This is a genomic window from Wolbachia endosymbiont of Oedothorax gibbosus (genome assembly GCF_936270435.1).
In the GTDB taxonomy this organism is placed as follows: domain Bacteria; phylum Pseudomonadota; class Alphaproteobacteria; order Rickettsiales; family Anaplasmataceae; genus Wolbachia.
This window is the reverse complement of sequence record NZ_OW370567.1, coordinates 1,108,267-1,127,872: the sequence shown is the minus strand read 5'-3', so window position 1 is coordinate 1,127,872 and position 19,606 is coordinate 1,108,267. Positions and strand designations below refer to the sequence as shown.

21 protein-coding genes and 4 pseudogenes are annotated in these 19,606 nt (G+C 36.1%); 6 read left to right on the top strand and 19 right to left on the bottom strand.

All coding sequences use genetic code 11. The features are described from left to right. From NBW39_RS09025 to NBW39_RS08735, 5 genes and pseudogenes are all read right to left on the bottom strand, one after another. Nucleotides 1-386, bottom strand: a pseudogene (locus NBW39_RS09025) (pyrimidine dimer DNA glycosylase/endonuclease V); the annotation flags it as partial. Next, nucleotides 387-1,329 (bottom strand): annotated as a pseudogene (locus NBW39_RS05675) (Rpn family recombination-promoting nuclease/putative transposase). It lies immediately after the preceding pseudogene. A gap of 94 nt (nt 1,330-1,423) precedes the next feature. Continuing rightward, complete coding sequence (locus NBW39_RS05670) at nt 1,424-1,642, bottom strand: group II intron maturase-specific domain-containing protein (RefSeq protein WP_250295771.1); 219 nt, start codon at nt 1,640-1,642, stop codon at nt 1,424-1,426. After that, complete coding sequence (gene ltrA / locus NBW39_RS05665; protein WP_250294817.1) at nt 1,602-2,672, bottom strand: group II intron reverse transcriptase/maturase; 1,071 nt, start codon at nt 2,670-2,672, stop codon at nt 1,602-1,604. Before ltrA ends, NBW39_RS05670 begins: the two co-directional genes overlap by 41 nt. Before the next feature lie 43 nt (nt 2,673-2,715). Next, nucleotides 2,716-2,838: a hypothetical protein gene (locus tag NBW39_RS08735; protein WP_256466289.1), complete on the bottom strand. Its 123-nt coding sequence runs from the start codon at nt 2,836-2,838 to the stop codon at nt 2,716-2,718. An 815-nt stretch (nt 2,839-3,653) separates the two neighbouring features. Here NBW39_RS08735 and NBW39_RS09020 point away from each other — a divergent pair. After that, a pseudogene (locus NBW39_RS09020) lies at nt 3,654-4,211 on the top strand (JAB domain-containing protein); the annotation flags it as partial. An 18-nt stretch (nt 4,212-4,229) separates the two neighbouring features. Here the strand turns inward: NBW39_RS09020 and NBW39_RS05655 are convergent. Then, a protein-coding gene (locus NBW39_RS05655) for an IS630 family transposase (RefSeq protein WP_250294609.1) occupies nt 4,230-5,235 on the bottom strand; the annotation gives its coding sequence in 2 pieces (ribosomal slippage) (nt 4,230-4,772 and nt 4,774-5,235; 1,005 coding nt in all). Between the two features lie 82 nt (nt 5,236-5,317). Here NBW39_RS05655 and NBW39_RS05650 point away from each other — a divergent pair. The 4 genes and pseudogenes from NBW39_RS05650 to wmk (NBW39_RS05635) form a co-directional block, all read left to right on the top strand. Beyond that, nucleotides 5,318-5,416: pseudogene (locus tag NBW39_RS05650) on the top strand (JAB domain-containing protein); the annotation flags it as partial. A 99-nt stretch (nt 5,417-5,515) separates the two neighbouring features. Further along, on the top strand, nt 5,516-6,691 hold the full coding sequence (locus NBW39_RS05645) for a hypothetical protein (RefSeq protein WP_250294816.1): 1,176 nt from the start codon (nt 5,516-5,518) through the stop codon (nt 6,689-6,691). Between the two features lie 67 nt (nt 6,692-6,758). After that, nucleotides 6,759-7,679, top strand: a complete 921-nt coding sequence (gene wmk / locus NBW39_RS05640) for a WO male-killing family protein Wmk (RefSeq protein WP_250294814.1) — start codon at nt 6,759-6,761, stop codon at nt 7,677-7,679. A 12-nt stretch (nt 7,680-7,691) separates the two neighbouring features. Continuing rightward, nucleotides 7,692-8,603 (top strand): WO male-killing family protein Wmk, encoded by a 912-nt coding sequence (gene wmk, locus NBW39_RS05635; protein WP_250294812.1) that lies wholly within the window; start codon nt 7,692-7,694, stop codon nt 8,601-8,603. 91 nt (nt 8,604-8,694) lie between these two features. Here the strand turns inward: wmk (NBW39_RS05635) and NBW39_RS05630 are convergent, their stop codons facing one another. From NBW39_RS05630 to NBW39_RS05615, 4 genes are all read right to left on the bottom strand, one after another. Then, nucleotides 8,695-9,279 (bottom strand): hypothetical protein, encoded by a 585-nt coding sequence (locus NBW39_RS05630; protein WP_250294811.1) that lies wholly within the window; start codon nt 9,277-9,279, stop codon nt 8,695-8,697. Between the two features lie 11 nt (nt 9,280-9,290). After that, nucleotides 9,291-10,211, bottom strand: coding sequence for a patatin-like phospholipase family protein (locus NBW39_RS05625; protein ID WP_250294810.1), 921 nt, complete (start codon nt 10,209-10,211; stop codon nt 9,291-9,293). A gap of 15 nt (nt 10,212-10,226) precedes the next feature. Then, complete coding sequence (locus tag NBW39_RS05620; protein WP_250294809.1) at nt 10,227-10,448, bottom strand: hypothetical protein; 222 nt, start codon at nt 10,446-10,448, stop codon at nt 10,227-10,229. Nucleotides 10,449-10,516: 68 nt separating this feature from the next. Then, the gene (locus NBW39_RS05615) at nt 10,517-11,002 is read right to left on the bottom strand and encodes an ankyrin repeat domain-containing protein (RefSeq protein WP_250294808.1); all 486 of its coding nucleotides are present in this window, start codon (nt 11,000-11,002) and stop codon (nt 10,517-10,519) included. A 101-nt stretch (nt 11,003-11,103) separates the two neighbouring features. Between NBW39_RS05615 and NBW39_RS05610 the strand changes: the two genes are divergently transcribed. Beyond that, a protein-coding gene (locus NBW39_RS05610; RefSeq protein ID WP_250294658.1) for an IS5 family transposase occupies nt 11,104-11,893 on the top strand; the annotation gives its coding sequence in 2 pieces (ribosomal slippage) (nt 11,104-11,364 and nt 11,366-11,893; 789 coding nt in all). Nucleotides 11,894-11,911: 18 nt separating this feature from the next. Here NBW39_RS05610 and NBW39_RS05605 read toward each other — a convergent pair. The 9 genes from NBW39_RS05605 to NBW39_RS05565 all read right to left on the bottom strand — a co-directional run bounded on the left by NBW39_RS05605 (nt 11,912) and on the right by NBW39_RS05565 (nt 19,601). Beyond that, complete coding sequence (locus tag NBW39_RS05605; RefSeq protein WP_250294807.1) at nt 11,912-12,853, bottom strand: phage late control D family protein; 942 nt, start codon at nt 12,851-12,853, stop codon at nt 11,912-11,914. Between the two features lies 1 nt (nt 12,854). Then, nucleotides 12,855-13,064: a tail protein X gene (locus tag NBW39_RS05600; protein WP_250294805.1), complete on the bottom strand. Its 210-nt coding sequence runs from the start codon at nt 13,062-13,064 to the stop codon at nt 12,855-12,857. A gap of 29 nt (nt 13,065-13,093) precedes the next feature. After that, on the bottom strand, nt 13,094-13,966 hold the full coding sequence (locus NBW39_RS05595) for an IS982 family transposase (RefSeq protein ID WP_250294632.1): 873 nt from the start codon (nt 13,964-13,966) through the stop codon (nt 13,094-13,096). 69 nt (nt 13,967-14,035) lie between these two features. After that, nucleotides 14,036-14,392, bottom strand: coding sequence for a phage tail protein (locus NBW39_RS05590; protein WP_256466290.1), 357 nt, complete (start codon nt 14,390-14,392; stop codon nt 14,036-14,038). Continuing rightward, nucleotides 14,392-16,953, bottom strand: coding sequence for a phage tail tape measure protein (locus NBW39_RS05585; RefSeq protein ID WP_250294802.1), 2,562 nt, complete (start codon nt 16,951-16,953; stop codon nt 14,392-14,394). The genes NBW39_RS05590 and NBW39_RS05585 overlap by 1 nt, the downstream gene beginning before the upstream one ends. Before the next feature lie 109 nt (nt 16,954-17,062). Then, nucleotides 17,063-17,320, bottom strand: a complete 258-nt coding sequence (locus tag NBW39_RS05580) for a phage tail assembly protein (protein WP_250294801.1) — start codon at nt 17,318-17,320, stop codon at nt 17,063-17,065. Between the two features lie 46 nt (nt 17,321-17,366). Further along, nucleotides 17,367-17,873 carry a phage major tail tube protein gene (locus NBW39_RS05575; RefSeq protein WP_250294800.1) on the bottom strand — a complete coding sequence of 169 codons (507 nt, stop codon included), beginning with the start codon at nt 17,871-17,873 and terminating at the stop codon, nt 17,367-17,369. Between the two features lie 17 nt (nt 17,874-17,890). Continuing rightward, nucleotides 17,891-19,045, bottom strand: a complete 1,155-nt coding sequence (locus tag NBW39_RS05570) for a phage tail sheath subtilisin-like domain-containing protein (RefSeq protein WP_250294799.1) — start codon at nt 19,043-19,045, stop codon at nt 17,891-17,893. 13 nt (nt 19,046-19,058) lie between these two features. After that, on the bottom strand, nt 19,059-19,601 hold the full coding sequence (locus NBW39_RS05565; protein WP_250294798.1) for a hypothetical protein: 543 nt from the start codon (nt 19,599-19,601) through the stop codon (nt 19,059-19,061). Nucleotides 19,602-19,606: the final 5 nt, after the last annotated feature.

Genomic DNA, 19,606 nt, shown 5'->3' with positions numbered 1-19,606 from the left:
GGCAGTGCTTGTATAAAAGCTTGCATATCAGTTGATCGAAAATGAGTGAATCCTTATTACTATCACACCAATCTATAACTTCTTCGGATTTATGCGTTCTTTTGTATCGTAAGCTATATTCTATACACAATTCTTTTCCATAACCAATTAAAGTTTCCTTTTGAGTGTCTAGCCCATAGAGAACAAGGGTGGTTTTTGTGAGTAAGTTTATATGGAACCTCTATATTCTGGTCTGTGATGCTGACTAAAGGATTTGGCGCTTTTAATGCTATTGAAAAAACACTACTAAGTAATTGAGCAGTTTCTAATGGCATTTTCACTATGTGCTTATCGCATAACATTTGTGCTGCAGTTATAGGATTTTCGTCTAATACAAAGATATTCACCTAAGCATCTAGAGATAGTAGGCCTTTAACTTCATTAGCCGTAAGACCAGTAGTTTGAACTATGATATCGGTAGAAACCCCTGCTTTAAGTAGATTCTTTGCCACAGCTATTTTAGCCTGTTTTTCGCCCTCTTCTCTGCCTTCCTGCCTACCTTCAGCTCTGCCTTTTTCATGACCGATTTGGATGCCTTCTTCTCTGCCTTTTTCATTAGCATCATCAAGACGTTGTTCCCAAATAGCAGCTTCTTTCTGTACACTCAAAACTCTTTCTTCGTATGCTGCAAGATCCTCTTCTTCCCAACTAAACTTGTCTAATTCATCATATGCTAGCTTTATTATTGGAGATTTTTCTGCAATATCTTTTAAGGTCTTCATCTGTAGTATCCTCTGCATACCGAAAAAAAGAAACACCACCTTTCTACTGTACTCTCTAGTTGCTCTACTCTGTTCTTTGTAAATTTAGGCAACTCAATAAAGATGAATTGAAAATCTTTTAAGTAATGTCCGTTAGTCTTTATATCACGTATATTGTGAGTGGAAATATACTCAACCTCTGTAGGAAATAATATACTATTGGAAATAGCGATAAAGAAGACTTTCTTAAAATCAATGTAATTGCCAGATTGTCTTGAGTAAGCTTTAGCAGCATAAAGTTGGGCACGTTTTTCAAATCCCTTGTCCCTAGCGAGCTGCATTTCCGCTATGTATCTATATTCCGTGAGAATCCTTACAGAGGACATCAACAATACTCTGCTTATCAATCAGAAGCAATCTCAGGATCCATGATAGTGCTAAGAAACTTAACTTCTTGTATTGTATTGACACCAGTAAACCCTAAGATATCATTTAAAAAGTGGATAAGAATATTCTTATTTTTTTCAGTGCCGAACACTCGTTTGAAGGGCAAACCATATTTAGGATCGAGGAACTTAGAAAAAGCCATAACGAACTAACCTGGAGAGTAGACCGGCGGAACTTCCCCACCAGTCTCTCGCAGAACTGTACGTAAACCTCTCGATTTATACAGCTCCCGTTATTCAGCCTTTTGATCCCAATCCTAGTGTCCAGTGATAGAAAATATTTGGAGACCTCTTTCTCACTTTTGCTAGAAATTGCTTTGCTAGTCTTCCATGATTTCGAAGTTTCTTATATTTGGCTCTGACCCATCCTACTAGGTGCCACTCTACATTTCTGAGAGATGGATACATCTCTGATTTATAAAACCTGCCATAGTACTGATACCAGCCTCGGACTATAGGATTTATTTTCTTTGATATTTTCTCTAGTGTTGTATATGTTTTGCCTACGTATTTTCCATGACCTTATGGTTTGGTTGATCTTCTTCTTGGCTTTGTTGCTAATTGCAGGTAGAAATGAGACAAAATAGTTTCCTATTTTATTGTTCTTTGCCAGTCTAGGTCTGAACGTGTAACCCAGAAAGTCAAAGCTCTGTATTGGAAACTCATCTCTCCTATTGTCATCCTTACAGTACACTATTTGTGTCTTTTCAGGATGTAATTTTAGCTTAAACTCAGCCAATCTTTCTTCGATCTTGTCTTTTATGAATTTTGCCTGTCTCTGGGTTTTACAGTGCACCATTGCATCATCTACATATCTCTCAAATGGTATTGTTGGGTAGTTTTGCCTCATCCACATATCAAATGCATGATGCATAAATATGTTAGAAATGATTGGGCTTACAGAACCTCCTTGTGGAACTCCCTTATTCCTAACTACCTTACTGCCATCTGCTAGTTGAATCGGGGCTTTCATCCACCTTTCCACGTACAGTATGACCCACTTGCAATCTGTATGCTTCTTGATAGTTTGCAGTGCTAACACATGATCCAGATTGTCGAAAAATCCAGAAATATCAAGATCTATCGTCCAATCACTTCTCCAACATCTCTTACACGCTGTACTTACCGCATCCAGTGCAGACTTGTTTGGTCTATAACCATACGAATCTTCGTGAAATTCCTGCTCTACTAACGGTTCGAGATACATAGTAGCTGCTGTTTGCCCTATCCTGTCGAATACTGAAGGAACACATAAAGTTCTTTGTCCTCCTGTATCTTTTGGTATCGCAACAGCTTTTACTGGTTCTGGAAAATAACTTCCGGATGACATCCGATTCCACAGTTTGTATAGATTATCTTTTAGATTTTCTTCAAACTTTGTTATCGAGACCTCATCTACACCTGCCGCACCTCTGTTTTTGGATACTTGTTTATAAGCTTTCCAAATCAGTTGCTTTGGTATGTCAAAAGATTTTGTTTTATTCATTAACTCTTCCCTTTCGGTTGATAAATAATTAAAACTAAATAACTCAGCCCCTTCGCTCCATTTCCATTACAAAAACTTCTTCACTACTACGAGCTAATCCGCCCCTGTTTTTCGCATCAGTACTCTCTTCCTTAGAGTTCAGCTCCTTGGACTTCTCCCTTATCATCGAAACGACAGGTTCCCATAGTTCCACACAATAGCCTGAAATAGGTTCATGCCACCTATATGCCGGATGCCACCTACCCAGTAGACAAGTTCCCGATAGGCTTATCCCAAGTTACTTTTTCTCCCCTGGTTTTGACATCATCGCATTACCTTTCGACGTGTAATCAGTGGTTCACTTGCGTTCATCTCTCTATTTCACACATGACGCATAATTACGCCTTTTCCATAACGCTCACTACCTTGGCTCTTTACCAAAGCAGCTTATGGTTGTTTGAAGCCTGCTCTTGTAAACCGGCTCCGAGGGGCCCACCCTCATCTATTGTGCAGCTTTCGCACTTAGTTTGCTCTTTCCTGAACATTCCTTGTGTCTCTACGGCACACAAAAAGCATTAATAATTATACACAATTCTGAAGAAATATTCAACGTTTTTATGCTGAAGTCTATTAAAGTTAGCTAAATTTCAAGAGTTGGCAAAAAACTACCTTCATAGATGACCCTAGAATGCTATTACGCACCTTAGACGTCCCTTTCTATATCTTTTTATCACCCTTCTGTAAAGCACCTTGTAAGCCCAGCAAATGGATGCGATGAGTTTGAAGCTGTGGGAGACGTCAAATTGGTGTATAAAAATACAACGACATCGCTTAAAGAAACTAGCAACTATTAATATCTTTACTATCTCATAAAAAAATAAATAAAAAAGATTGAGAAATTGATTTGACTTCACTCGAAAGCTATGGCTTTATGCCAATGCTGATAAAAAAAACAGCAGTAAATATCTAAAAAAAGTTTGTTGTTAGTGAAAGGTAAATTATATGAATAAAAGTAAAGAAGAAATCGAATTCAGAATATTAGAAAGCAAAGGTAAAGCACTACTTGATCGTGAAATAATGGAAACGTTTCTAAGTGCAGTACATGAAAGGCCACAAGCTCAAGAAATTGCTAAAAATCTGGTGAATAGCTATACGGGAGTAGGAAGGATTTTAGGTCGAGAAATGGATGACCTGAAAGTTATAGAAGGAGTAACTGATTCTGCAGTAGCAATGATTATGTGTGTTAAGGAAACACTAGAAAGGGTACTGAGAGAAAAGCTCAAGGGTGAGCCAATAATGGACTTACAAGGGCTAGTAGAGTACTTAAACGTAAGTATAGGCCACTCAGAAAGGGAATGTGTAAAAATACTGTATTTGAATAAGAGGCGCCAATTAATCGGAGAAGAATCCTATATTGGTGAAATGGAAAAAGCACCAGTATACATAAAGGAAATTACAAGAAAAGCATTAATAAAAGATGCAACATTAGTAATAATGTCACATAACCATCCTGGAGGGAGTTTAGAACCATCAGAAGAAGATCAAGAAGTAACAAAGAGCTTATACCAATTCTCATTATTAGGAGGACAAATAGGAGACATTGCAGAGTTGTTTAATTATGGAGTGGGTAAGAGAGGTAACAAATTTACACAAAGTGCGCTCAAGCAGGGTAATTGTATCGTATATTTTATTGCACAAAATGTTCTGTTTTATATATAACCAAAACCTCTCAACAGGATTGAGCTCAGGTGAGTATGGAGGTAGGTATATAATATCGATATTTTTAGGTACCTTTAAATTTTTTGACCTATGCCAACTAGCACAGTCCATAACGAGAAAAGTCTCTCGTATTCCTAGATATTGCGACATCTGCTCAAGAAATATATTCATGCAATCAGTGTTGACATTTGGTGCAAACAAGCTAGAACTCTCTCCATTTCTAGGATTAACCGCACTATAGAGATAGAAATTTTGCCTACCTAATTTTATTTTAACCTGTGTCCTAATGCCTTTTTTAAACCACCCATGTCCAATTTTTGAATGTGTGCCAAACCGAGACTCATCAAAGAAAAATAGCTCTTTTTCTGGATATTTGCCAATAGTTTCGTTGAGATTTTTTTTTAAACTCCTCTTGTTTGCTTTTATCTTGACCATTATGAACTGGTCTTGGAGTAATATATGAGAATTTCATTCTTTGCATATTACGGTGTACTGTGGACTTACTGATATCCAAACCAAATCTTTCCTGGATTTTTATTCTCATTTCTTTAATGGTGATATTAGGATTGTCTTGTATCCATGCTTCAACTTGTTCACGCTGACTTTGATCCAATCTAGTTTTTCTACGACGTTGAGGTGGAGCAAACAATTTTTCCTCTCTGTTAAATTTTAGGTGCTTTATCCACTCAGTCAGTGCAGTTCTTGAAATGCAACATATCTTTGCTACCGCTGTTATGCTGTGCTTTTTTGCTGCAATTACAGCATTTAGTTTTTTTGTAACGTATGCGTTATTTCTTACTTTCTTCAGCATTGCTTTTGCCGATTCCACTACTTTTTCATCCAATAATTTTGATCTTAATGCCATTTATACCTCGCTATTACACTTAGTTTAGTATGGCTTTTTTTCCATTGTTGTCTATCTGTTTGTTCTGCAGTGAGAATTGGTATTAGCAGCAGCGTGTAGTACTGTAAGTGTGAGATTATTTGATCATATTATCATCACAAGTGGAGGCTATTTTAGCTTTAGAGAAAACGGACTGTTATAGCAGAAAGTATTTGCAAATCTACTCACTATAATTTATAATGAGTAATAGAGTGTATAACAACTATACACTTAGAAAGTATATTTAATAGCGGAGGCTAATATGGGTAATAAGATAATTGTACCTTTTGATGACAAAAAAGGAGGTGTTTACGAGTTAAACGTTGATCTTGATAAATTATCAAAAGGTGAGATGTTAAATGCTATTGTAGGTACTAGCCAGCAGCCTACTTTTGTAAGCAAAATTAATAAGGCTAAAAAGCCTCAAGAAATAGCACCTTTCCCTGGTAGAGAAGTTCGCGAAAACAAAATCAACTATGGGAAAGGACTTGACTACATATATGGCACAAAACCTTTAAATGATCAAGCAGAAGATTTAAATCCATTTACTTCAGCTTTGCAAAAAATAAAGCCAAGTGCAAGCGAAAGCGAAAAGTTGAGCTGGTTTAAGAGTGCTGTGGTAAGAGCAAAAAGTCCAAATGAATTGCACAAAACTATAGACCAAGTACTAGCCTCAGGAGCAAGAATAAATGCATGTGATGACGGGGAATGGAGTTTTGCAGAGTATGTAGTATTAGGTACACATTTTCATAAATTTGATAAGGCTGATCGTAAAAAGCTAATACGTAAATTAATGCTAAGCGGTGCAGAGTTTCATGATACTTTATTGGAGAATAAATTGATAGGTGAAATCTATAATGAGCTACAACCAGAAGTTCAGCCTCATATAGACAAGAAGCTTGAGGATTTGAGAAAAATTGGTGAAAGCGCTATTCAAGAAGGGGAATTGATAGATGTGGAAGCAGATAATACAACATCGTATATAGAATTTTCCAAGGATAGTAAGATAGAAGTAGCCAAAATACTGAGAGAGTTAGGAAGTAATATTTTAAAAATTGGCAATAATGCAGTTGAGGTTAAAAGCGAGAAGGGAGGTATAAGAAACTATACTGATATGTCAGATAGCAGCTCTGTCATGTTAGAATTTCCTACAAGCCTTGGTAAGCTAAATATTATATTGTACCAAGATGTAAAAAAACATGATCAAGTACAATTGAGAGTAGAAAATAAGGAAATGTGGGCTGAGTTACAAAAAAGAGGTGAAGAAATTGGAAAAAATTGCCTTTTTGGGGGAGTGAAGCTTAAGGAAGTGGTAGAAAGAGGTAATTTCACTAGGTGCGGAATATGGAGTGAAAAGCAGAAGGAAGTAAGTGAAAAATTGTTTTCATGGGCAGACAAAGTACGTGAAAATAGTAAAGAAACTTGTAGGGCACTTTAATTTAAAGGTTCCAGAGTCTGGCTATTATATCTGGAGCCTTTGAGCTATAGTAGAAGATATTATATATATGGTTTTTTGCGTGGAAAAAAGTCTAGACTATGAAGTAGGGCAAAAATTGAAAAGTTGGAGGTTAGAGCGAGGGTATACTCAGAAGGATTTAGCTGAGAAAATTGGTGTAAAGTATTGGGTAATACTGCAATATGAGAAAGGGAATCGTAGAGTTCCAATTGAAAGGTTATATGCTATAGCTGAGGCACTATCAATCAGTATTACGGATCTCATTCCTGTATCAAATGAAAAAATCTGTTTTGAAGATAAGGGAGAGGAAATATTAGATCTAGTAAGAGAATATAAAAAGATTAATGATCAAGAGTTACGTAAGATATTTTGTTTACTAACCAAGTTTGTTCAAATTAGTGAGAAAAGTAGTAAAAAAGCAGAGAAAATAAAAATTGCAAAGGGTCTGGTTAAAGCAGGAGTTTCTGTTGATATTGTTTCACAAGCAATTGGTCTCTCTGCTGATGAATGTGTTGAAGAAAAAATAGGTTCTATCTACTACAAAATAGGGAAAAAGATAAAGGAATGGAGACTGGTAAGAGAGTGCACTCAAAAGGATTTAGCAGAGAAAATGACTACAACACGTGATGAAATAAGTAACTATGAGCAAGGAAGGACTGCTGTTCCACTTGATAAATTATATGAAATGGCAGAAGCATTATCGATTAATATTACGGATCTACTAATAGAGGAAGGGAGTAAAGTGAAAAATGAGCTACCTGATTTGATTAAAGAATACAAAGAAATTGAGAGCCAAGAACTACGTAATGCACTAATAAAATCTTTATTTGAAGGGATACGGCTTTGTGAGGAGAAAGTGAGAGAGGTAGAAAGGATTAAAGTTGGAAGGGATTTAGTAAAAGGGGGAATTCCTATTGATATTATTTTGCAAATAATAGGTTTATCTGCTGATCAAAAAATTGTTTTTTAAATTGAGATATATATGTTTGTTTCTGTAAGAGATGTTAGTTCTATAAACTACAAAATAGGGCGAAAAATAGAAGATTGTAGATTAATGCAAAGGTGTACTCAAGCAGAGTTGGCAAGTAAAATCGGATTAGCATATCAAGAAGTAACCAATTATGAAAATGGGTATATTTCTATTCCAATTGAAGTACTATATATAATAGCAAGAGTATTATCAGTTGGCGTTGTAGATTTATTACCTGAACCAGTAATAGTAAGGGAAGACAGCTATGAAGACGAGGAAATACTCTATCTAACGAAAATATACGAGAATCAAAAGTTAGGCAAAATAGTACCTTCATTAGTCAGGTTTGTTCATATTAGCGAAAAAATCAATCAAGAGGAAGCAAGATTAGAGGTAGCAAAAAATCTAGTGAAAGAAGGGGTTTCAGTTGACATAATTTCCCAGGCAACAGGCTTATCTATTTACGAGTATGATAATACAGAGAGAGAAGTCTGCACTGATTCTATATATTACAGAATAGGGCAAAGAATAAGAGAATGGAGGTTGATAAGAAGATATACCCAAAAAGATTTGGCGGATAAAATTGATTTAACGCTCAAGGAAATACACGAATATGAAAAAGGATATACTGCCATCTCATTTGATAAATTATATGAAATAGCAAGAGCATTATCAGTGAATATTAAAATTCTACTGCCTAAAACAAGAGAAAGCAAAAAGCTATTGAGTTTAATGGATGAGTACAGAGAACAAGAATCATTAGATGCATTAGTCAAATCTCTATCTGAAGATATGAAAAGTAGCAAGGAAAAAGTTAAAAAAGCAGAGAAAATCAAGATTGCAAAAGATCTAGTTAAGGCAGGTATTGCGATTGAGATTATTGTGCGAGCAAGTGGTCTAACTGTTGATGAGTTGAGTGAGTGATGAAGTAACAACTTGAATTCTGGATTAAAAACAGGGTACTCAGAGATATTATATTAAGATATAAGTAAAGATAGTTGTTTACTTAATAAATCTATTTACCATCTCTGAAAATTTGCTTGGATTTCGGTTGTTCAACAGATACCTCTTCTAGCTTTTCTGGCTCAGCTTCGGATCTTACTGCTAATTTGCGTTGTTTGATAACTTTCTTCAACGTTTTCACAGCTATAAAATTAATACTGAAAACGCATGCCGAAGTTATGGCTAATGCTGGAAAAGGGGCCAAATTAAACATCGGCAAAATTGCCACGATTGTAGCAGATGTTAGTAAAAATGCTAGTCTTTTGCTCCCGATTATCTTGTTTTTCTTGGACTTTATTGGGTTTAGGCTTTTTATTTTCCCTTTTAGCTTTTTGAAGCCTTTTTTGAACACGTTGCCTCTTTTCAGCTCTTTTTCTACGGGTTTTATTTTTAAGCTTTTTATTTTTTCTTTTATTCCTTTTTTATCTTTTTTTACTTTAGAGGTTTTCTCCATCATCTTTAGAGGTTGCTCATGTAGCGGTTTTGGCTTATCGTTTGAAATTTTAGCTTCTTGGCCCTTAGTATGCTTTTTGGGCGAAACTATGTTTTTTAAACCTTTCTTTGCTTTGTGGTATAATTTCTTCAGTTTGCTTGGCATTTTTATGTAAATTAAGATACGATATCGCAAAATTTATCGATTACTTTTTGATTACCTTCTATCATTGCATTTGCCTCCTGCTGCAGACATTTAATATTTTTAGGTGTTACATTATCCATCTCAGCCGACGCTATTGTCAGTTGTGATTGTATTCTTACGTATCTGTCGTCCATTACGTTACCTAGTTGGTAATTCACCACATCAAGGCTTGACGCAAACATCACATTTAATAGGGGCTTTATCCATGCTATCTTTCCTAATTTTCTGTACTTTATTCGATTAGATAGCCGACCTGTGCCGATTGATACCAGCACTATTTCTTCATTAGGGAAAAGTTTTTTACTGTTTGCGTATGCACAAGCCGCTGGATTATTGGCAAAAACACCTCCATCCACTAACACTCTTTTTTCTTGCTTAACTTCTAAATACTTAGGTGCAAAGTATGTTGGTGCTGCTGTTGTGGCTCTTAGTGCATCCTTCAACCTAATGAAATTCCCATCCTCTTTCCAACTTTTGAAGAAAAACGGATAATTGTTATGAATATCATAACTTGTTATCAATACCTTGCTTAAAGTGTTTTTGAGAATATCGTCACCAAAATACTTCTCCAATATCGACTCGATGTTTTCATATGGGTATTGTGCACAGTTAAACCACGATAGTATTGATTGCCTAAAAAATGAAGACTTGAAAATATATGCTCCGTACTCTTGGTAAAGCTCAACTAAATCATTAGCTGAATATTGAGGATTTCCCCGCTCATCTTTCTTACACAATCCAGCAATAACAATCCCACCGGTTGAAGTACCAGCCATTAGATCAAAGATTTGAGAAATAGGCTTCCTTGATCTTTTTTCTATTTCTGCTAGTATTAGCGCTGGTATGATGCCTCTTATGCCTCCGCCGTCAACGGACAAAATATATCTAGTCATTGTGAAATTCAGTTGTTATTTGTGTTTGTGAATTGCTTCAAGTTCATTGACTTCTTCAGTGAGGTTTTTCACTCTCTCTTCAAGTCGATAAACCATTTCTGTTAGTCCTTGGTTTTGTTCTACAAATTTATCATGCATGTGAACCCGTAAATCTAGCTTGGCTAACCACCATATGACTGCTACAGTTTGTATTACCATAGTTGCTATTACTGTTATTGGGATTTTTTGATTTTGCATAATGGTTTAATTTAATAGGTAGTTATTGAAAGTTTGCACTACAGGTTATGAGAATGACGTACGGGTTATTACTCTGACTTATACTCTTTTTCCGCTTTAGCAAGTAGGTCTATAATTTCCCTGTAAGGTTCATCTCTATAATAAAATGACCTCTTCATTGCTATAGTTTTTGGAGTTGTTCCTTTCCAGCCTTCAACATGAGGATTAGCTCCTCTTTCCAGTAAAAGTTTTACAACCTCTAATTGACCACCGTTAGCAGCGCCAAACAGTGCTAAACTAATATTTATATCTACTCCTTCATCTAACAGAAATTTGACAACTTCTAAGCATCCTTTCTCTGCCGCATAATATAATGCTCTTTCACTAACGCTTGAATCACCTCTACTTTTTTTTATTAATACTTTTAAAGTATCTAAGTCACAGTTCTTAGCTGCCACTTTCAGCATTTCCTGATATTCCTCAGCGGCCTTAGATTTTTGATAGTAATACGTGGTAACAATACATACTATTGCTACTGTAAACCACAAAAGCTTGTTTCTTGCTATCTTGCTCATGTTCAGCATTAAATCAGCAATTTATTTATTTTTTCTTAGAACCTGTTAAGGATCTCGAAAATATGAGGTAAAGTAGGCATAGTTAAGAAAGAGGTATATCTATGCAAAAAAGCTATCCAAGCGATATAAGTCAAGAACAATTTGAAAAAATCAGACCAATACTGGAGAGTAGCAGAAAGAAAACAAAACCAAGGAAACTTGATTTGTATGATGTATTTTGTGCAGTGCTATATATCCTAAAAAGCGCCTGCCAGTGGAGAATGCTGCCAAAAGATTTTCCAAGGTGGGAGAACGTGTATTACTATTTTCAAATGTGGAATAAAAAGAATGGAGCAGAACCAAGCTTGCTGGAAGTAGTCTTAAAAAAAATTAGTTGGAGAGGTTCGTATCAGCAATGGTCGGAAAGAGAAAACCAGTTTCTGTATAATTGATGCACAAAGTGTTAAAAACACAGATACTGCTGAAAAAAAGGGCTATGATGCAGGTAAAAAGATTTCAGGCATAAAGCGTCATATTGCAGTTGATACGCAAGGCTTGCCACATGCAATTCATATAACAACGGCAGAAGTAACTGATCGTAGCAGTGCTGTGGAAATGGTGGAAAAGGCTGAAGAAAACCTCTCTGAAGTTAAAAATATACTGGTTGATGCTGGCTATACAGGAGAAAATTTTGCAACTCAAATAAAAGCTACTATTGGTGCAACTGTTGAGGTAATAAAGCGAAGTGAATTACACTCTTTCGTTGTATTGCCAAAGAGATGGGTTGTTGAGCGTTCTTTTGCTTGGTTGGAAAAATGTAGGCGTTTGTGGAAAAATTGCGAGCGGAAACTCAACACTAGCTTACAGATGGTTGTTCTCTCCTTCATTTCTCTCTTATTACGAAGATTTTAAACAGGTTCTTAAACATAATTACTGCAAAGACGCCGATAATGCAGTACGATATCCTGAACTATTTAAAGTATGCTCTGCTCTATCAATTATCCATTCACCATCTATATCTTGATTGAACCCTACAAGATTAAGTTTTCCCTCTGCACATAACTCTGGATTACCTGGTATTGTCATCTCTAGATTCTCATTATTACGCTGTAATTGTTTAAATCTGGCTTTTGCTACATTAATTGCTGATTCTGCATTTGGATAAATCGTCTGTATGGCGTAACTTGGTTCACCGCCGCCTACTGTTTCTGATATTTGCTCTCCCTTTTCATAACTATGCCATTTTGCTATCACTGAGTTGTATTTATTACGTACAGTAAAATGTACTTTCCAATTGATTGTGTCTTCAGGTCTGATAGTCGTTGTTCCTAAAACCTTTCCTGTTGCTGATTTTGCTGCACCTTTTGGAATAAATAATATATATCCTCCTGCTAATTTTGCCATAGCTTCTCGCTCTATAGCTATCCTAGTTAATAAATTTATATCACTTTCTTCAGTCTGATCAATGTGTGGTATCAATATATCTTTAAATTCTTCAGCAACTTTGTGCCCATATCCATGTTTATTTGCTATTTCTTTGATTAGATCACCCAGTGTAATCTGGTGCCACTCCCTAGATACTTTTTCCTTTAGTGATATCATCAAATTTGTTGCATGAGCTTTGATCGTTAAGGTTTTTGGTGGACTTTGTACTGTAACTTCATTGACTGTATATACACCTATGGGTAGTACTCCTGTTTCTCTATATCCCAAAGCAATCTTTAACTCTTTTGGAACTTTTATGTTATCATTCCTGTAATCGACACATATTTCAGCCACATCTTCTATAGTCCCTGATTCATCAGTAACATGCATTGACACCAAGCGATCTTTTGCTAATTCATATCCTTCAATGATAAACTCTGGTTGCATCTTATCCCCAAATCTTTAAGGTTGATTTCTGTAGAGGTTTCTCAATTATAGGCAGTTTAATTTTCAATCCTCCTGGCAAAAAACTATCATACTCTGCAAGTCCAGGATTGTTTTCCAAGACCATTTCTACTGCTCCTGAAGTAAATCCATAGTGTTGCCAGCAAATATAGTCCAACATGTCCTTCTCTTTTGTCGAGTAATATATAGTCATGAATAGCACCTTAAAACCCCAGTTATGGATTAACCAACGAAGTAAAGCTGAGAAATACAGGGCTTTTTCGATTGCATTGAATAAGAAATGAGGGTAGAAAAAATATGTACCAAGAAATTTACTGTGGATCTATGCCGAGTGTGCTCAAGTTCAAATTTGTTTTTTAGGCAGCCAAAAACCGTTTCAACAATCGATCTTTTCCCTAGTAAAATCTTCTCTTTCAGCGAAATCAGTGCATTTTTCATACCTTTTTTCACTTTAGTGACGAGTTTTAGACCTCTATCGAATAGTTTCTCAAAGAGCTCTTTCTTTATATAGCCCTTATCTCCAAACAAAAGTCCAGTTAGTTTTTTGGTTAGAGTTGGTACAGGTTTTCTGTCATCGACGTTACCTCTGGTTAGCGTAACACCTTGAATTTCACCTATTTCATTGATTACTACATGTAATTTAAAACCAAAAAACCAGCCGTAAGTATTCTTTCCTAACTCTGCTAATCCTTTGAAAACCTTATTTCTTGAGATTCTTTTTCGATGGCATACTGCTATTGAAGTAGAATCTATGTAGGAAATCCCGGTCATTTTTGCTTGTTCACAAAACCATTGCAAAAGTAATGCTAAATACCACAAAACTCGCGGCTTTAAGGCAATAAATCTGTGATATGAAGGCAGCTTTGAAAACTCTGATCTATAGAATAACTGAAGATAACAAAGATAAAAAGCCTTGAAGTTTTTACATGGTGATTTATGGTATAATAGGATTATGGTTAGAATTTCTGAGTGCGCTATTTCTGGTACTCTGGTTGGTTTTTTGCCGTTTGATAAGAACCTATTTGCAAAATTATCATCTACCGCACGACAAAAATCCTCGACGCAACAGTACAGTTCTGTAATATCTTTCTTCATGGGTAACCTCTTATTATTACTAAAATACTCGAGTTTACCCTGTTTCCCTCTTCTTAGTTATACTTTTATCTATTTTCTAATCCATAACTGAGGTCTTAAACTTAAATTAAATTCAACTTTCTTTGGTAACCCGCAAGGGAAAAATGACGTTAGCTTTTCTTCAAAACGAGTAATTACAAATTGTCCCCAAATATTTCCCATGCCATCAACTAAAGTGCGGGGTATTTGGTTTGCCTCTGCTTCTTTCATATCCTTTAATTCACTTAAATTATTGAGATAAATAACCCCTTCTATATCTATATTTTCTGCCCCTTGACCAATATTCTGTAGCAATGGTTTGCCAATACATTCAACCACACTCCAACGCTTCTCCTTGCTGCACTTTAAGCTTGTTGGGGAAATTTTATATGGACCAAGGGATAACATTAGTAAATAGGATCTACCGTATCAAACATAACATCTCTTGATTTTTCTCTTATCCTTTTTATTACTTCATCTGCAAGACTACGAACATCTTGATTTGGCTCTGCTTTAATGCTGATAGTGTAATTATTAGTGATGTTCTGAGTTTTATTCATAGTCTTTTGTTCTTTATTTTCAAACTTACTCCTTGCAAAGTCTGCAAATATCTTATCATTATCGCTCTCTGTGGACTTTTTCTCCTCAATAAGGCTTTTGACTCTGAAGCTATTCTTATTTCTCTTGGAAAATTCTTTAATTATACTGTTATTCAACAGAGGATTTCCATTGCTGAGAATGCTGCTCTTAAGGGGTGCTTTTATTTCAGTAACGATACTTTTTCTTTTTTCAAATTCTTTCAGCGGACTGTTTTCAAATACTTTTCCAAATATACTACCGACAGTATTTCCCAGCCATGAAAACATCTCTCCGATGGGTTTTATTATCGATTTTACATACTCCCAAATACTGGAGAAAAAGCCCTTTACCTTTTGCCAGTTAGTTATAATAAGTGTTGCACCTGTGACAAGTCCGGCAACTAAGAGTCCTATAGGGTTGCTCACAATTGCTGCTGTCAAAAATCTCACTCCTGCTGCTACTGCAGGTAGAGCTGATGATAGTAGAGGAAAAGCTTTCGTTGCTAAGCTCAAAGTTGTAGCTTTTAAAACACTCAGCCCAGTAATTACCACTGGAATAGCATATGACGATAATGATATCAGTGCTGGCTTAACTACCCCATGCAAAATAACCGAAAAAGTTAACATTCCACCTCTAATCAGATTCCATGCATAACCACCACTTACTGCTAGAACTTTAAGACCTATTAGTGCTGCTATGACACTCATTATTCCTGTAGTAATAACTGGAAACTTTTCTGCAAACCGAGCTATGGGGTTAGTTATCTCTCTTAAAAGACTACTTATCCACTTTAAAGGAGGTAGCATGACTGAGCCCAAGTTCATTCCCACCTCTGCTATCGCGTTTCTCAGTAGTCGTAAGTTATTTGCTGTAGTTGCTGCACGATTATCAAATTCTTTTTGCATGGACTTTTCAAATTTTTTCTCGTCAGCTAAATTATTTATGGCATCTTTATAGTTCTTTAAGCTTCCAACTAGTAATGCAATATCATCTTGATATTCTTGACCAAAGAGATTGAGAAGAATTTGCGAACGTTCCTGTTTATCTACTTTCTCCAGAGTTTCAAAAAAATAAAGTAGTGCATCTTGGCCGTTTTCGCTAATCCTTTGTGTCATCTCTTCTGCAGTTATTCCCATGTCTTCCAATGCTGTCTTGAATTCCTTGCTCTGTCCCTCTGCGGTTTGAAGTTTGCTAAGTAGAGCATTTATTGCAGTGGCAGCTTTTGCTGGTTGCTTACCTAAACTAATAAAGGCATTTACTAAACTACTTGTCTCCTTAATATTAAGACCAAACTGTTTTGCACTACCACCAACTATAGCTAATGCTTTAACCATATCTCCTGCTTTGGCAGCAGTCTTGTCTGATAAGTGATTTATAATGTCACCCACCCATTCCATCCTGTCTACATCAATTCCATAAACATTGGCAAGTTTAGCTATAGAATCACCTGCCTGTTCTGCAGACATATCAAATGCTGTGGACATTTTAGCCACTGTTGTCGTAAACTTAATCAGATCATCTTTTTTAACACCAAGTTGGCCACCACTTGCAGCTATTTGTGCTAATTCTGCGGCCGATAGCGGTATTTCACGGGATAATTTCTTTAACTTCTCAGCAAACTCATTAGCTTCATTTGTTTTCTTGTCAAAATCTACTACCTTCTTAACATCAGCCATAGCACTTTCAAAGTCAATTGCAACTTTAATTGGAGCTGCAAGTGTCAATGCAAGCCCAGCCGTCTCCAACATTTGCGATTTAAAGTACGCTTTTCTTCCCAAAAACATGTCCCGTTTTTTGATGGCGGAGTTTAACTTACTATATTGACTTCTCAACTTTTCTGCAGAAGCACCAAGTTTATGTTGATCCCTTATCAAGGACTGAATATTTTTTCCGCTTTTCCTTACTTCTTCGCTAAATGCATGTAGAGCACCTCTTTTTTGTAAATAAGCTAATCTTCCTTCTTTTGCTTCTTTTTTAGCTTTATCAAAATCAGCCTCAAAAGTTTTGTCTTTCTTATGTTGTGAATAAGCTTTTTTTGCCTCTGCTGCTAATTTTTTAGCTTCATTAAGCTTAACCTTTGAGGTTTCATCTTTCTTCTGTAAGTACGCTTCTTTTGCCTTTGCCACTGACGCATTAGCTTCATCAAAAGCAGCCTTTAAAGTTTTTCCCTTTTGAGCCAAGGACGTTACTTGCACTTCTAAGCCTTTCCAGGATCTCTTGGCAACTAATGTGTTACGACTTAACTCCTTAAATTTAGATACCGATTTCATCGACGTATCAAGTTGCCTTATTGTACCTCCAAGACGGGAAAGTTGAGCATTACTTCCTGTCATTGCGCTATTAAAGCTACCATCTAGTATGGCACCTATTTTTACTGATAATGTTGACATTTAAATTCTCCTGCTGCTTTTACCCACAAAATAAATTCCTTTATTTCCATTTCAAGTACCTGCTCAATTCCGCCACCTATAACGGAACAGAGCATTAGTACATTTAACCTTAAGTCCTTTGTGTAACAGGTGGAAAAAAATCTTTCAACGCTTCCTGTATTTTCATGTAGTCTGCAAAATATAATTCCCAAATTGTTTCCTTCGTCACAGATGCTAGATTTGCAATTAATCCAACTTCTTTTTCAAAATCACTACCACCAGTACGTTCCATTGCTAGGCAATCCCTTACTTTGACTGGTCTAAAAGTTAATTCCGAAACCGGAGTTCCATCTACTGTTATTGGATTATCAAGTTTTACTGTTGTCATACTTTCTCCTAAAAAATAAAATTCTAAAATCTTTTTAAAACTAAACCTAAATACCTAGAACTGCTTGTAGCAAGGCCATCTGATCAACACCATTAATCTTGCGAATCGTGTTCACAGCATCGATTTCTATTAACTCATTGCCACCTATCGTAAGTTTATAATAATGGGCAGCTACAGTGCATTTGAGAGTGGCTTTTTCAGCAGGTTTCCAGCTACCAAAATCAAATTCTCTGAATATGCCTCTGAGGTTAATTATTACTGCTTCAATATCATTACTACCACTACCTTGCATTCCACCACGGAGCGTCAAAGCTACTGAATTACCATTTATCAGACCAAAAAGCCTGAACAGCTCCGTATCATATTCAGAAAAAGTAAAATCTGCTTCTAATTTCTCCATTCCCATATCAATGCTTATTGGGATATCCATACCACCAGCTCTATATTCCTCTGTTTTAATGGTGAGTTTTGGCAGAGTGATCTCATCGATACGACCAGCATAACCACGACCATCAACGAATACGTTAAAATTCTTTAAAATCTTTGGTAGCATCTCTCTTTCTCTCCTTTTTACGATATTGCGCCACTAACAAGGTGTGACCTAAAAGTAATCTGTTCAGCCGGATATGGTGGTGTAAATTCGAAATCAAAATATACTTTCCCGCTTGCAATATTTGTTGGTGTATTGAGCTCTGGAGTTGCATAACATTTTCCGCTAATAATCGCTCCTTGTACTTTTAAATTGGCCAAATAAGAATTCACTCCCTCAATTACATCATCTATATAAGTTTTGGTAATATTTCGATCAACTGCCCATAAGTGAGCTCGAAGTAGACTATCATTGATTAAATCTGCAGTCCTTCTCACTGACAAAAAAGCCCATTTTGAGTCATTTGAACATGTCCTATTTCCCCAAAGCCTATAGCCATTTTGATGAATTATCGTTGTTACTTCATTTTCATTTAAGTAATTTGCTCGAGAGCTTCTATCGCCAAGGGTAAAATCAATAGCTCTACTTGTACCAACAATACCATTTATCTCTTTATTTGAAGGTGAATGCCAAAAGCCTTGTTCACTATCTACTTTGGCTATTAAACCAGCTACAAATGGACTTGGCGGTTTTTCCTCCTCTTCAAACACCCTAACCCATGGATCAACGACGTAAACTCTGCTACTGCCTACACTTTTTCTCCACTTTATTGCTTCTTCATCATTGGTATTTGGTCCATCTGCTACTATTATGCTTCTCAGCTTTTCTGCTATAGGAATTAATGCTGCAACCACTGGATTTCCAGCATCTCCAGATAATTGATGAGTAAACTGAGGTGCAATTAGTATTCTTGGCGCAACATGGACTATGCTTTCACTGCTTAAGAACGCTTGAATTCCCTGATATTCTCCAGTTTCCTCATCAACTCCTCCAATGACATTTGCAGTTATTTCTTCTTCTTGATCAGCATTTTCAACTCTAATTACTACTACTGTTGCACCAATCTGGGAAAATATTCCATTTACTGCAGAAGGCAGAGTTCCTTTTTTTCCCAGTTTTGCTGCTTCTTTTAAGCTTCCTGCTATTAATACTGGTTTATTTAGTGGAAATTTTTGCTCATCCGCTTCAGGTGCAGTACCAATTACTCCTATCACTGATGATTTTGCTGTGCGTACTGATCTTGCTCCTGAGGTAACCTCGATAACATTTACTCCATGTAGAAACTGTTCTGTCATCTTTTGCCCCTTTTTAGCTCTCTTGCATTTTTTGCTTAAAATCGTTGAGTAAACTCTGCAACTCTTCTTTATCCCTGACTTCCTTAATTTTCTTCTTAGCTAAGTCTTCAAGCTCTTCACATTTGATTATTGCTTTTACTGCTTTTTTTGCTTTTTCCTGAATTATTCTTGCCATTTCAATAACCGTAATATCACGGACTTTTGCTAATGGCTCTATAATTTCTGCATCTTTTTCATCTATCGATTCTGCTGCTGTTAAAATGTTTTCTGCGGCTTTTGCTTGTATTTCGTACGACTTAGACTTCTGGTAAGAATGCCCTGCATATTTGTGAGTATAATTATTAAAATAAATACGAAGTGCAGAAAGTTTCGCAGTTTCCAGTAATTCCAGCTCAATATCTTCTTTACTCCTTTCAACAATTTTCCCTCCTTCTGTTAGACAATAACTCTTTTGCCAGTCGAAATTTTCTGGTGCTTCATACCAGCCAGTTGGCTTGCTTTCAAGCGTTGTTGTTTCAATTTGTTTGTTATTCTCAAATCTTATGTAAATAGCCACAATTT

Coding starts and splice junctions, on each gene's coding strand:
- ltrA (WP_250294817.1), bottom strand. CDS start 2,672: ATGAATAAAACAAAATCTTTTGACATACCAAAGCAACTGATTTGGAAA.
- NBW39_RS08735 (WP_256466289.1), bottom strand. CDS start 2,838: ATGATAAGGGAGAAGTCCAAGGAGCTGAACTCTAAGGAAGAGAGTACT.
- NBW39_RS05645 (WP_250294816.1), top strand. CDS start 5,516: ATGGGTAATAAGATAATTGTACCTTTTGATGACAAAAAAGGAGGTGTT.
- wmk (WP_250294814.1), top strand. CDS start 6,759: ATGGTTTTTTGCGTGGAAAAAAGTCTAGACTATGAAGTAGGGCAAAAA.
- wmk (WP_250294812.1), top strand. CDS start 7,692: ATGTTTGTTTCTGTAAGAGATGTTAGTTCTATAAACTACAAAATAGGG.
- NBW39_RS05630 (WP_250294811.1), bottom strand. CDS start 9,279: ATGCCAAGCAAACTGAAGAAATTATACCACAAAGCAAAGAAAGGTTTA.
- NBW39_RS05625 (WP_250294810.1), bottom strand. CDS start 10,211: ATGACTAGATATATTTTGTCCGTTGACGGCGGAGGCATAAGAGGCATC.
- NBW39_RS05620 (WP_250294809.1), bottom strand. CDS start 10,448: ATGCAAAATCAAAAAATCCCAATAACAGTAATAGCAACTATGGTAATA.
- NBW39_RS05615 (WP_250294808.1), bottom strand. CDS start 11,002: ATGAGCAAGATAGCAAGAAACAAGCTTTTGTGGTTTACAGTAGCAATA.
- NBW39_RS05605 (WP_250294807.1), bottom strand. CDS start 12,853: ATGCAACCAGAGTTTATCATTGAAGGATATGAATTAGCAAAAGATCGC.
- NBW39_RS05600 (WP_250294805.1), bottom strand. CDS start 13,064: ATGACTATATATTACTCGACAAAAGAGAAGGACATGTTGGACTATATT.
- NBW39_RS05595 (WP_250294632.1), bottom strand. CDS start 13,966: ATGAAGAAAGATATTACAGAACTGTACTGTTGCGTCGAGGATTTTTGT.
- NBW39_RS05590 (WP_256466290.1), bottom strand. CDS start 14,392: ATGTTATCCCTTGGTCCATATAAAATTTCCCCAACAAGCTTAAAGTGC.
- NBW39_RS05585 (WP_250294802.1), bottom strand. CDS start 16,953: ATGTCAACATTATCAGTAAAAATAGGTGCCATACTAGATGGTAGCTTT.
- NBW39_RS05580 (WP_250294801.1), bottom strand. CDS start 17,320: ATGACAACAGTAAAACTTGATAATCCAATAACAGTAGATGGAACTCCG.
- NBW39_RS05575 (WP_250294800.1), bottom strand. CDS start 17,873: ATGCTACCAAAGATTTTAAAGAATTTTAACGTATTCGTTGATGGTCGT.
- NBW39_RS05570 (WP_250294799.1), bottom strand. CDS start 19,045: ATGACAGAACAGTTTCTACATGGAGTAAATGTTATCGAGGTTACCTCA.